Raw genomic sequence first — 13969 nt, 5'->3', positions numbered from 1 at the left:
CACTCCACCGCTCCTGCTACCCAATCCTCCTGAATTGACTATATCTTAGTTTTTTGCTTCTGCACTAAAATTTCTACTTTGTTTCTTTGTCATTCGTTTATCCTAAGTATAATTTTTTATTCTATCTTATTACGAAACAAAACTACATGCTTTTTTGTCTAAATTTTTTAGCCCATTATATAAGAAGAGAAAGCAAATTCTGACGACAAACTTATCAGGAAGAATCAATTCGTAAGCACTCTTATTAAACAAAAAGGGCTTTCTTTTTTAAAAGAAAACCCTTTTGTTTGAAGTAATAGATAAGTAAACTTAAAAGATTAGTTTAGAAGTTTACACGAACTTTTAAAGTACCTTGGTGACCAACATATTTACTAGCTAAATATGCATCGTAACCAGCTCCATACTCCATATTACCAGCTTTAGCAGTAACGCCTAAACCAAGGTTAAATAATGTTTTTGCCTCTTTGTCAGATCTAGTAGCAAACGAACTAGTCATACCATCTAATTTAGCACTAACTTTCCCTGAATTACCAAATAACTTTTGAGAAACAAAAGCATGTGCTTCAGGCATCACTGTAATACCGCTAGTATCTACAGAAACTGCAAATCTAGTACCAAGCACAGCTTCAACTTTATTGTTAGTCTTCTTAGCAACGACCTTATTTACGTTGTCTGTACCAGTTTCTTTATAACCTTCATCGCTAGAACCTGTATAACGAATTCCAGCCATCGGTATTAATGACATTGAGTCAGACATTTTAGCATTGTAACCAAATAATACTTGACCACCGTAAGACAGAGAATCATAACTAGCTTTAGCAATTTGCTGACCACTAGCATTACGAGAAGTAGGAACTTTTCTAGGATCGCTATTCTTAATTTTATTTGAACCAAGAGAAACCAAACCTTGTACAAAGAAATTTTTATCAAGTTGTTGTGATCCATAAATAGAGAGCATCACAGTATTAATGTTTGTTTTTTCTCCAATTTTATAATCTTTGTATTTCATATCAGTTCTAACAATACTAACAGCAGCACCGATCATTAGATTTTCGTTTGCTAAAGCATCGAAACCAAGGATTCCACCAGCAGATTTCGTTTTATAGCCAACAACACTACCTTCACCCTTCTGAACAGCTTGATTATAGTATGGCATAGCCCATGCACCCATTGATTCACCAGCTACATTATCAGAACCACTACCTACAGGTTTTTGTTGTTCATCAACTTGAGCAAGTCTTGCTCCCACTAAACTAGCAATCCCAGCATTAGTATGTTCGACAGCATAAGTCACTAGTGAATTCTCAGCATTTGTAATTCTTTTTAGTGCTTCACCACGTACTTTTGGGTCTTGTGATAACGTACCAATATCAGTCATAGCAGCTAATGCCTCACGACCAAGCAAAGCAGCATTTTCCTGATCTTTATCATCACCACCAGCAAGTTTCACATCAGCTGGAGCTACAGTTGCAGCATCATTTGAACGCAACAAGTAAACATCTTTATCATCTTTAGTATAAACAGTCCACTTTGCATATGCTTGATTTGTTGATTTTGCTACTGTTAGAGGACCAAATCGTGCATCATTACCTAGAATTAGATTTTTACCATTGCTAATCAACTTGTACTCTTGATCCGCCCCTAATTGAGCTTCATCCTTCACGACTATAACATTAACTGGTACACTAGCAGCCACCTCTATAGGAGTATTAACTTCTATAGAACCAAGTTTTCCATCTGCAGTTAAGGTAGTTTTAATAGAAGTTTTAGGACCCCATGTAGAATTTACGTCATTTTGGTTATCTTGGAAGATTAACTTACCAGAGTTCAAATTAATACTGCCATTAACATGTGAAGTACCACTAATTATGTTGTTATCAGCAATTACGATCTTTTCAGTACCGAAGTTAACTACTTCTACATACATAGCAGCATTCTTCAAGCCTACTTTTTTATTGCCATTAAATGTTATAGCCTTAAAACGATCATTCTCTGTACCAAGCTTAGTACCAATAATAGCAGCATTATCTGTGAAGTTAATCTTATTATCTGCTCCCTTACTGGTTACAACAGCTGTCAAAATAACACCATCTTTAAACTCAGCTACAGAACTACCTTTATCACTACCAACTTGTAGTCCACCAGCTACTTTTCCACCAGCTGTGTACTTCACATTGTCATTTATAATACCATTATTGACATAAGTATCACCAAAGTTTTCGGTATTTACTTCAAAAGTTGCAGCTTTTAAGTTGAGTCCGCTAGAACCTAAACCATAAACCTTATCAGAACCAGCCTTAAAGTTAACAGCACCTTGATTATTAGTTGTAGTTGTTACACCAGCAAAGAAGTCTATAATAGTAACATTTAAGGTATTATCTCCAGCAAATTGTAGATTAACCAAATGATCCTTATCACCAATATGGTTAGGTTTACTAATAGTGTGATCAATAGCTGATAATATAACTGTAGGTCTAGCACCTTTAGAACTCGCACTATCAAGAGTACTATCAACACTTATCCCATCAAGTTTCATATTTGAAGCTAAAGTTAAGCTTGCAGCAGTTGCAAACTTAATATTGCTAAATTTTAGACCGTTATCACCTACTAATTCAACATTACCACCATGCAATTCTAAGGTAGATATACCGTTAATAGCACCAGCATTAGCAGCTGCTGTAGTAGTGAATTTTACACCAGTACCAACACCAGCAGCATTAACAAATTTCAGTGTTCCCTTATCAGCAACATTACCAACAACTGCTTTAGTAGTATAATTACCATCTACAACTAATGTAGATCCGTCATCTGCTAATTCTATATTTTCGCTGAAAAAGCCTTGATCCGATGTAATTGCCTTAACACCAGCATTTACTTTGAGACCTTTAAATTGCCTGGTTGATGTTCCTATGTCGCCTTTTAGAGCAGCATCCCCAGCAAAAACTAGATTACTTCCATTAGCTCCACCGAAAGCAGTTATACTCTTAGCAGTAATATCATTACCTTTATGAAGAGTAAGAGTCATATTGTCTGCTGTAAACTTGATTTCCTTTACTCCCCCATCCTTAGAGGTTGTTGTATTATATAAGTCAACATTCTCACTAACTTCAAATGTAGCTTCCTCTGCATTTGTCAAAGCTCCAAAGGCATATTTAGCAGTATCAACATTCATCTTAACTGTTGAAGCTCCACCACCAAAATCAATTCCAGCAATATTAACCCATTTATTGGCAGCTGCAGCTATGTCAAAGTTAGGTTTTTGTCCGTTCAGTAATAATTTATTTAGAGCCTTAGAATTATTACCAGCAGGATCCGTACCAATAGTGCCAACAATATTTAAAGTACTATCCTTTTTCATTTCAGTTGCATCAATAATACCGCCACTATTAGCACTCATTGTAGATGTAATGGTTACATCACCTGCTCTATTAGTTAATTTCAATGTTCCACTATCAGCAGTATCAAAGATACTAGCAGCATTAATCGTAGCACCACCAACTTTTACTGTTTTTTCCTTACGGATGGTAATATTACCAATTGTTGGAGCACCAGCAGCACCAATATCACCAGTAATTTCAGCATCACCCTCAAACGTTAAATTTGAAGCAGCATTAGCAACAACACCAGCAGTGTGATTAATATTACCGATCAGTTTATAACCATCAGCAAATGTAAAATGTGTACCAGCCACAGTTCCTCTTAGTTCATTGACAGTATGCTGTCCTGACAATGTCAAAGTACCAGCAACAGTATTTTCAATTGCAACTAATTTGTTTATTACATCAGCTTTTAATACACCATTACCTTGAAAAATTATCGTTCCAACTTGAGCTGCACCATTGTTTACGTCAGCATAAAAGTTTCCTTCAAGTGTTTTACCAGCTGCCACAGTAATTGTACTATTAAGTATATTATGGAAATCTGTTTTACCAAGATTACTATTGTCGTTTAGAATTACATTCGACTGTGCTGTCATGTTTGTCTTACCCTGATCTCCTACATCAACCTCATTGCCGAAAGTAATATCCCCACCGCGTAATTCAAGCTCTTTAGTATATACTTTTCCTGCAATTGTTGCACGAGCACCAGCAGCAGCAGTAACTATGAATTCTTTAGCTCTATTCTCCTTATTTATACCAACTACGGCATTACCTGCAACTGCAGGACTAAGAGTTCCAGCGTTCGCAGCAGTATTGAAGTGAATTCTACCATCTCCATCTTTATTATTACCACCAAGATATCCATTCATAACTCTAAAGCTATGAGCAGTAGCAGCATTAGAAGTAAGCAACAATGTACCATTACCATTAGTACCAAAGTTGATTCTACTATTTGCTCCTTGTTGTTGTAAGTCCAACGTATTAGCAGCACCAGCAGCAGTTGCAGTAGAGTTGAATTCAACAACACTATCATCAGAGATGTTAATTGTGCGGGCTGTAGCAACTTCTGATTGACTAAATGTTGTCTTAAAGTTAGCATTGTCAATATTCAATGTTGCATTTATACCGTTAAAAACTTTAAAATTCGCAAATACGATGTCAGCATGAGCAATAGGACTAATATTCAAGATAGCACCAGCAACTGCAAAATCGACCTTACCTAAAGCAGTATAAGTGTTAGCAGCAGCAACAAAACCATGATCAGCAGCAACTGCCGCTTTACCGTTTAAGGTAAGAGTACGAGCAGCACCGAATGTAAACTCTACCGCATTATTATTAGCACCAGTATCAACGATAGAACCAACAGTGAGATCTGCATTGATATTGATCGTTGCAGCACCATCATTAACATTAATTGCTTGAATCCTCCGAATCTGATTAACATTAACTATATGATCATCACCACCAAACGTAATTGCCATATCATCAGCTGGTCCATCAGCAGCATCAGCATGGACACCACCAGCAGCAGTTATCTTATGCCATCTATTACCAGCAGCAAGAGCATCAATAGGGGCATCGACATTGCTAGTAATCCTACCCATTGGAACAGCAGCACCAAATGCCGTATTACTACCGACTATAACTGAAGCAATAGAAGCAGTCGCTAGCAATTTTTTCAAAAAACTGCTTTTTTTACTTTTATTATTCATAATTTTTTCCTATTTAAGTTAATTCATTTTCTAAATACAGTTTCTTAGAGCAATTAGTTTCAAAAATTATTTCTGCTCGATGTCATTCCCGTGCAGGTAGAGAAATCTAAAAAAAACAGCCTAGCAGACTATATTAAACTTTTCTAGACCCATACTTTCGCAAGGATAACCATTCGAATGCACAGGGATGACCCTACGCAATCATAATACCTTAAAACCTTTTTAGAAATATCTAAACACGCAACTACTATATATGTAAAAATAATTAATTACAAGCTACTTGACTATTTTTTTGATAAATTTCTATCAACTGTGTTATATTTGAAACAGCTATAGAAATTTGTCATATCATGATAGTTTGACTTACTTGACTCCCAAACTTTCTTCCAAGCACCAAACAAACCTCTGTGCATTTGTGATAACATAAACAAACTGTTGTGGTGATCTATCAATCTTAAGGCATAGGCTAAAATGAATCCTTCTTTAAACCAGTTTGTTATAAGGAAAAATGCACTCTTGAAACGGCTGACGCGAGTGCATTTTAACTTTTTTCATCATTCAATTATGTGATTTTAATTATTAAAATCACATATTGAATGAAGTATTATATTTTAACAATCAGGTGGGCAGCCGCTTCAAACCTGATTGTTTCTATATATAATACTGAATTCGATGTAACTTGTTACATCGAATTCAGGTTACTTACAGAACCAAAAACGATGTCACCCCTACCTACGCAGGGTGACACCGGGCTATTAAACCTATGTCTCACATCGAATTGAGGTTAAATTACCCTAGTTTTAGATATCCGCGTTATCGTCAACTGTTATACCTGCTAAAGGTGTACCTTCATGATTATTGTCTAAACAATTGTCTAGTTCTACTAATGCTAAGTCAGCTAATGCTAATGCTTCATGACCCAAATGGCTTACTCCACCACAAAACTTCTTGATAGCACATATAACAACACCTCCACCAACACCTATAGCAGTTACAGCAAAAGATATCAGAGCTAAGATTTCTTTTGTTGACATTGTGCTACTAGCAGGATTATTAGGATTTAATTCCTCAGGAGTATGCTTTTCTGTAATAGAATCAACAACTACACCAACAGCGATTGGTTCTGATTTCTCAGTAAGATTTTTCTTAGGAGTAGTAAGTTCTTCCTTAAGAGTAGTAGGATTTCCAGCAGAGGAAGCAGTAGACTTTGTCGTAGTAGTACTAGACTTCTTCGTAGTAGGAACAGTAGACTTCACGGTAATAGGAGCAATAGTCTCTTTCTTAGCAGTAGTCGAAGTAGAGGCAGCAGTGGACTCTGTCGCAGTAGTACTAGATACATCCGTAGTAAGAACAGTAGACTTCACGGTAGTAGTAGGTTCTTCCTTAGCAGTAGTTGAAGTGGAGGAAGTAGTAGACTCTGTCGTAGTAGTACTAGATACATCCGTAGTAGGAACAGTAGACTTCACGGTAATAGGAGCAGTAGTCTCTTTCTTAGCAGTAGTCGAAGTAGAGGCAGCAGTAGACTCTGTCGCAGTAGTACTAGATACATCTGTAGTAAGAACAGTAGACTTCACGGTAGTAGTAGGTTCTTCCTTAGCAGTAGTCGAAGTAGAGGCAGCAGTAGACTCTGTTGCAGTAGTACTAGATACATCCGTAGTAAGAACAGTAGACTTCACGGTAATAGGAGCAATAGTCTCTTTCTTAGCAGTAGTCGAAGTAGAGGCAGCAGTAGACTCTGTCGTAGTAGTACTAGATACATCCGTAGTAAGAACAGTAGATTTCACGGTAATAGGAACAGTAGACTCTTGCTTAGGAAGAGTCTTCTCATCAGTAGTATGAATATCACGCTTCTCTCGCTTGTTGCTAGTATGGGGAGCCTCTTCCTCAGTAGTACTAGACTCTATTGTAGAGGTGTAGGACTTTTCATTAACATGTTTATTTTGTTTTAGTACCTTTAAGACTTTTTGGAATGTACTAGGTTTTATATCTTTGTCTTTTAGACCTAATACAACAAAACTTACGCTATGAGAAAAAAAAATGGTACATTATGTTGAATATAATTTACAAATGCCAAGAGGATAAAATTGCAAGCAATACCAGTTAATAGGACAGATTACTGTCAATTTCTAATAGTGAGTCAAAAGAATTATAGTTTGACCTACTATGCTGAACATGCCAAAAAATGTAGCCATGATGTTATTAATAGATTTTTAAAAAATGAAAAATATACACCTTCTTTGTTATGGGAACATATTAAGGATGATGTTATTTTATCGCCTAACGGATATACAATATTTGATGATACGGTGTTAAATAAAAGAAATACCAAGAAAATAGAAATTGCTAGATCACAGTACAGTGGGGCTACAGGTGGTATTACTACTGGTATAGGAGTAGTAAGTTTGGTATATTATAATCCGGATATTAATAAGTTTTGGGTAATAGATTACCGAATTTTTTCGCCCGAACATGATGGAGCGACAAAAGTAGAACACCTATTAAATATGTTAAATAATGCTGTGTATAGCAAAAAGATTCCTTTTCAAACTGTGCTTTTTGACACATGGTATGCTACGCATAAAATTATGCAACATGTTGATTCCTTGGGTAAATATTATTATGCTCCTATTAAAGCAAATAGAAACGTTACTAAAACTTCCTCTTCTAAGCCTTATAAAGCTGTTAGCAAGTTAACGTTTTCAGATGAGGAAATTAAGAGCGGAGTGGAGATTCATATAAAGGGCTTTGCAAAAGATAAGCATGTTAATTTGTTTAAACTTACTGTTTCTACCAACAGAGTTGATTATATTGTTACCAATAACAAAACTCAAAAATCTTCTAAAGCCGTACAAGATGAGTGTGGCTTTCGTTGGGTAATTGAGAGCATGCATAGAGAAATCAAGCAACTTACCGGTATAGAACGATGCCAATGCAGAAAACAACGCATCCAGCGTAATCACATTAGTTGTGCATTTTTAGTGTGGGCTTTTCTAAAAAGAACTGCACACAAAATAGGTAAGACGGTTTATCAAATAAAGTTAGGGCTTTTAGATCATTATATGCAACAGCAGTTACGTTCACCCTCTTTACGCTATTTAGAACCTTACATAGCGTAAGTTTTGTTTATAATATTAATTTAGATAATTTAAACTATGGGTAAATAAAATGTCATTACCAGAATCAGAAGAAATTTTATCCGCAATAAAACAACTTCAAGAAAAGATGAAAACTGAACAGGGTATATTTGAAAAAGCTAATGAAGATATCAAATTGCTACAAAAATATCTCGAAGACAAGCAAACAGCATTAGATACTCTAAAAGATAATTTGCAGGAAGAAGATAATTATGCATTAGAATTGTTGGGAAAACTTTGGAAACAGCAGGAAAAAATAAAAGGACACCTAGCTGCTCAATCAGCAGACGCAATAATACAAGCAGTTCAAGAACAAAATGAATTTATAGATTTAGAGTTAGAACTGATCAAGCAGCAATATGAAAATATTGCATTAAATCTTGAGATATGCCGAGAGTTTGAGCAGTTTTTATATGAAGATGGACAAGATACTTCTCATAGGAGCATTGAACACAAAGAGGCATTTGCTAAATTCCTTGAAGGAAGTGAATTACTTAAAGAAGATGACAAAAAAGAGTTACTTGAGAAAAATTCGCAGCTTATGACCGAGCTTAATGCCAGTATGCAGAATTTAGAAAAAAGAGATAAAAATTTAATCGAGCAAAAAAAGGAGTTACAAAAGAAAGATTTAGCTGATAATTTGACAGTTGATGCTCAGCCAATACTACAAGAATTGTTTAAGGAACGGCAAGCGGAGATAGAAAAAGATATAAAAGCTATTTCAGAACAAGAGCCTATACTAGCAAAACAATATGAAAATATAATACTCCAGGAAAAAGAAATAAAGACAATCCAAGACGAAATAGATGCAAAGACTAAAATCATTGAACAAAGCAAGCAAAAAGAAGAGCAGTTGTTTGAAGAATTAAAGCAATTGGAACAAAAATCTTACCCCCCTCTATCCAGTGCAAAACAACAAGAAGGTTCAGTTAGCCAGTATTCTATATTACAAGAAAGAGCTAATGATGCTGAGGCGTCAGTGAAACGTCAAATTGAGATTAATGAACTGATAAAACAGCAAAAAGAACTGACTAGTGTTGAAAAAGCAAGAGCAGATAATTTAGACCAGCAATTAATACAGCTACAATTGTCTACAAAGCAAGAAATACAAGCACATCAAAAATTAATAGATGACCTCCAAGACGAGATTATAGGTCTGAAAGGAGAAAAAGAGCAGAAACAATTTAGTATGCCTACTAATGAGAAAAATTGGGCAGATGAACTACAGGAGCTAAGTGAATCAGATGGATCTTTGTCAGATCAGATAGATAAGTTAACCAGTGAAAATGATAATTTAAGAGCTAAGTTAGAAGAGACAGAGAAAAATGCAAAAGAACAGCTATTAGAACTTAGTGGAGCAAAAGATTTAGAGTATAGTAAAGCAAAAGAAAATTATGCAGCAATGCTTAAAGAACAATCAGAGGCAGCTGCAGCAGAATTGCAAACAATAAACGAGGAATTATCAAAACTAAAATCAGAGCAGCAAGAAAAACAGGCAGAGTTACAGAAGACGAAAGCAGAATTAACCAATACTCGTGAAGAATTGGTTAAAGCTGAAGAATTACATGGACAAGAAAGTAAGCAGGCTAAAGAATTACAAGAACAGGTAGAGGAATTAACCGAGGCTCAGCATCAATTAACGACTGAGTTTAAAAAAACAAGAGAGGAGAAGGAAAGTCAGATAAAGGCTCTTACTGAAGCAAAAGAAGCCGCCAATTCGGAATTACAGGTAGCAAAAGAAAATTATGCAGCAATGCTTAAAGAACAATCAGAGGCAGCTGTAGCAAAATTGCAAACAATAAACGAGGAATTATCACAACTAAAATCAGAGCAGCAAGAAAGTCGGAGTGAGCTAGAAAAGAAGCAACAAGAATTAATAACCGTTCAAGAAAGCCTAAAGGCAGTTGAGCAAGAATATGGTGTAGAAAGTAAGCAGGCTAAAAAATTACAAGATCAGGTAGAGGAATTAACCGAGGCTCAGCATCAATTAACGACTAACTTAAAAGAAACAAGAGAAGGGGCAGAAAATCAGATAAAGGCTCTTACTGAAGCAAAAGAAGCCGCCAATTCGGAATTACAGGTAGCAGAAGTAAAATATGAAGCAATGCTTAAAGGACAATCAGAGGTAGCTGCAGTAAAATTGCAAACAATAAACGAGGAATTATCAAAACTAAAATCAGAGCAGCAAGAAAGTCGGAGTGAGCTAGAAAAGAAGAAACAAGAATTAATAACCGTTCAAGAAAGCCTAAAGGCAGTTGAGCAAAAATATGGTGTAGAAAGTAAGCAAGCTAAAAAATTACAAGATCAGCTAGGTGGGTTAACCAATGAGAATAATAGTTTAAAAACTCAGTTAGAAGAAATAAAAAAAGATACAAAAAATCAGCTAGAAACACTTAGTGCAGCAGAAGAATTAAAGTATACTGCTTTAGTAACAAAACAAAAAGGGGATATAGATGAACTTTGGAGGAGGTTGGAGGTTGCTCAGGAACAAGCCCAAAGAATCCAAAAAGATGAACAGGCTAGGGTAACAGAGCTTAGAGATAAGGATGTTAGGATAGCTGCTCTTGAAAGCCAAAATGCCGCACTTCTAAGTCAATTGGAAAAGTTACAAATTAAGCCAGAAGCATACGAAGTTGGGATTCAAACGGATAAGATAGCTGGTAAGTCAATAGGTACGGAAACAGAGACTATTACTAAAGAGTTTAGAGCAGTTGATAGCCAAACAGATAATAGGCAAAAGTTGTATCAATCAGTAGGTACAGAGTATAGGCCAGTGATGGATAGTGGCGTGTCTGTAGATAAAGTATTAGTTCAGGATAAGACTAAGGGTAATGTTTATGACGATGATAAAATATTGCAAGCTTTTAAGGAATTGTCAAGAGAGCAAGTTCAGCCAATTGTTAATAAATTTTCTTTGCAATCTACAAGCAGTTTTGCTCAATTTGCCCAAGAAAATGTTGGTAGATTATCCGAAGCATTTCGGGACTCAAATGTACTACGAGAGATAGAAAATATTGAACAAAGAGGCTATACAGATATTCATAAAAAATTTGCAGCTGAGTATAAAGATATTGCATGGCAAGAAAATATTATATCCCCAGAATCAGGTAAAAGCTTTAACTTGAAGCAAAACGGTAAGGATGTTGTGACAATAAATGAAACAACGTTGAGTTATGATGTAAGTCATGATGACAAAAATGCTAAATATAAAACTAGAGAGGGAGAAGAAATTAAAAATGCTCGTATGGTAAATATACCGTTATCTATAGATATGCAGGGGGCGTGCCATATGTCTTTTGCAGTACAAGATACAAATGGACGTAATATTAGTAAAGAAGATGCTGTATATTTGACTGCTCACTATAAGAATGGCAAGTTGGTGCATCTGACCAAACCTACAGAAATATTTTCTTGTTCTGATAACAATAAGTCACCTTTATATTTGAAACGTAAGGGTAAAACTTATACTTTACCAGTAGATAAAAGCACTCTTGAGCAACTTGAGCAAGAAGTCCTTAAAAACAAAGGAGAATATGTAGGAATAGTTAAAAATGCCCAGGGTAATATTAGGGTAAATTCAGCTGCTGTTCACGGGTTGCAACCTGATCGTGTAACAGCTGACCCTCTTTTTAAGGATGCGTCTCAGCTATTACATGATGCTAATGCCACCCCTGCTCTAGATGGTTCTCTAGATATGAAAGGACTTACTCATAAAAAACCTAACCGAAATGTAGGTGGTAGTAGAAATCCTTAACGAAAGTTGCTAATTATGTAATAATTAGCAACTTGTATTAAAATTTCACTGATCCATTAACATAGAAAGAGTGGGTAGTAAAACTTTTCTTTAAACTATAATCGTAACCAGCACCTAATTCAAGTGCTGATACAGATTGCATGTTTATACAACCTCCTAAAGTGTACATAACATTCTTTGGAGATGGTCTTAGAGATTTTGTGATAGCTACTGTTTGAGTATGGTGTTCTATGCTAGTAAAATTAATGATGTCGGTTGAATTATTTAGTAGAACAGTCTGATCTAGTTTAAAGTGTACCTTAGGAATAATTGAAATATTTCTTACTAAAATGCGTTTACTGAAATCAATTCCAGTTTCAAATGATACTCTTTTTCCTTTCCTAGTTGGTACATTAATATTAAAATCTTTCCTATATTCTGTAAAATTTTTGATTAGAAAACGATCAAATATTATTCCTACCATTGGTTTGAACAAAAATTTATCTAAATCAACTTTATAGTGAGTTTCAAGCTTCGCACGTCCTACATAACCGTTAGTCTTGCTATTAATTGATATAGTATCTCTTTTCCCTAGATTTTTAATAAAGGCTTTACCATATTTAAGATAAGAACTCAGATACATATTTTGTGATAATGTATATTTGCTGTAAACTGCAGCTACATGTAAAATAATATTTTGCTTGTCATTAAAGATGCTTTGAAATTTAGTATATGAATTTGCATTAGCATATGCGATTCCTATAATAAGTTCATCAAGAGGCTGTGCATCAAAACCTAGAACGAAGCCTTGCTGATTATTTTTAAAGGGTAAAGTATTTCCTTTTTGTTTGCTAGTAGAGTTCATAACTTGAATCCACCCTCCTTTTTTAATATAATAATCATTATCCCCTGCCGCTACCATATTTACCGTATTATGTTTTAATAGATTATTTCGAGTACTTAAAGCGTTTGAAGTTAAATCCAAGTAATCAAATTCTATATATGTAGTATATTTTGCTATATTTTGTTCGATATCAAAATTAATAGGTGAGATATAAGATTCTTTTTCATCTAATGATGATTTTCTACATGGACTACATTTGCAGGAGGTTGAGGTGCAGCTGCAAGAGGTTGAACTGCAGGAGGATGATTTTCTACGTGGACTACATTTGCAGGAGGTTGAGGTACAGCCTCAAGAGGTTGAACTGCAGGAGGATGATTTTCTACATGGACTACATTTGCAGGAGGTTGAGGTGCAGCTGCAAGAGGTTGAACTGCAGGAGGATGATTTTCTACGTGGACTACATTTGCAGGAGGTTGAGGTACAGCCTCAAGAGGTTGAACTGCAGGAGGATGATTTTCTACGTGGACTACATTTGCAGGAGCTTGAGGTACAGTCTCAAGAGGTTGAACATTAACTACAAGATGTTTATCTGCATGATGTTCTTCCTCAGGAAGTTGCTCATTAGCTACTATTGGCACAGCTTCTTCTTTAAACAATTCTTCTAACCCAAGATTATCTTTATCAAATACTTCATTTTGAACAACATCTGCATTATCATGTACAGCTATACTCTTTTTCTGCCTTTTAGTTTTGTAAGGTTTCGGTGGATTCTCATATTCATGTAGTTCTAAGTTGTTTTTGCTTACCCCTTGTTTGTTGTCCCCATTCTCCAAATCATTTAAGTATATAGTTTCTACAGAATGCTGAAGGTTATAGTCAATTGATGAGAATTTGGTGACATCGTCTTCGATCGCTCGCCTATTATCTATAGGCTTCGCTCCATCATTCCTGCTATCCAATTCTTCTGAATTGACTATAGTTACTGGAGGTGTGGTTTTTGCAAGAGACTGAGATTCAGCTACTATTGACATAGTCTCTTGAGTTATTGGTAAGGGGGGAAACGTTACTATTGCTATTTTATCACTAGAATCAAGATTTGAAGCATCTGATGATCTTCTTGAATAATATTGTGGATCGAGTGGTGCTAATGAAGATGACCTTGAGAA

The 13969-nt window shown here is 35.5% G+C and carries 7 protein-coding genes; 3 read left to right on the top strand and 4 right to left on the bottom strand.

Annotated features, from left to right (window positions below; genetic code table 11):
- Positions 1-322: 322 nt before the first annotated feature.
- Positions 323-5092, bottom strand: a complete 4770-nt coding sequence (locus AAGD19_RS00290) for an autotransporter outer membrane beta-barrel domain-containing protein (RefSeq protein ID WP_341747833.1) — start codon at positions 5090-5092, stop codon at positions 323-325.
- A gap of 800 nt (positions 5093-5892) precedes the next feature.
- Positions 5893-6126 (bottom strand): hypothetical protein, encoded by a 234-nt coding sequence (locus AAGD19_RS00285; RefSeq protein ID WP_341747832.1) that lies wholly within the window; start codon positions 6124-6126, stop codon positions 5893-5895.
- 1 nt (position 6127) lies between these two features.
- Between AAGD19_RS00285 and AAGD19_RS00280 the strand changes: the two genes are divergently transcribed.
- The 3 genes from AAGD19_RS00280 (at position 6128) to AAGD19_RS00270 (ending at position 11980) form a co-directional block, all read left to right on the top strand.
- Positions 6128-6931 (top strand): hypothetical protein, encoded by an 804-nt coding sequence (locus AAGD19_RS00280; RefSeq protein ID WP_341747831.1) that lies wholly within the window; start codon positions 6128-6130, stop codon positions 6929-6931.
- A 293-nt stretch (positions 6932-7224) separates the two neighbouring features.
- The gene (locus AAGD19_RS00275) at positions 7225-8208 is read left to right on the top strand and encodes a transposase (protein WP_341747233.1); all 984 of its coding nucleotides are present in this window, start codon (positions 7225-7227) and stop codon (positions 8206-8208) included.
- A gap of 49 nt (positions 8209-8257) precedes the next feature.
- Entirely contained in the window at positions 8258-11980 is a 3723-nt protein-coding gene (locus tag AAGD19_RS00270) for a Sca4 family protein (protein ID WP_341747830.1), read from the top strand.
- A gap of 37 nt (positions 11981-12017) precedes the next feature.
- On the opposite strand, the gene AAGD19_RS00265 is transcribed toward AAGD19_RS00270, so the two are convergent.
- Together AAGD19_RS00265 and AAGD19_RS00260 are read right to left on the bottom strand one after the other, a co-directional pair.
- The gene (locus AAGD19_RS00265) at positions 12018-12980 is read right to left on the bottom strand and encodes an autotransporter outer membrane beta-barrel domain-containing protein (RefSeq protein ID WP_341748504.1); all 963 of its coding nucleotides are present in this window, start codon (positions 12978-12980) and stop codon (positions 12018-12020) included.
- Between the two features lie 50 nt (positions 12981-13030).
- Complete coding sequence (locus AAGD19_RS00260) at positions 13031-13834, bottom strand: hypothetical protein (protein ID WP_341747829.1); 804 nt, start codon at positions 13832-13834, stop codon at positions 13031-13033.
- Positions 13835-13969: the final 135 nt, after the last annotated feature.

It is taken from the genome of Candidatus Tisiphia endosymbiont of Dascillus cervinus, assembly GCF_964026405.1.
Taxonomy (GTDB): domain Bacteria; phylum Pseudomonadota; class Alphaproteobacteria; order Rickettsiales; family Rickettsiaceae; genus Tisiphia.
The sequence above is the reverse complement of the archived record's forward strand: the minus strand, read 5'-3'. Positions and strand labels throughout refer to the sequence as shown.

Coding starts and splice junctions, on each gene's coding strand:
- AAGD19_RS00290 (WP_341747833.1), bottom strand. CDS start 5,092: ATGAATAATAAAAGTAAAAAAAGCAGTTTTTTGAAAAAATTGCTAGCG.
- AAGD19_RS00270 (WP_341747830.1), top strand. CDS start 8,258: ATGTCATTACCAGAATCAGAAGAAATTTTATCCGCAATAAAACAACTT.
- AAGD19_RS00285 (WP_341747832.1), bottom strand. CDS start 6,126: ATGTCAACAAAAGAAATCTTAGCTCTGATATCTTTTGCTGTAACTGCT.
- AAGD19_RS00260 (WP_341747829.1), bottom strand. CDS start 13,834: ATGTCAATAGTAGCTGAATCTCAGTCTCTTGCAAAAACCACACCTCCA.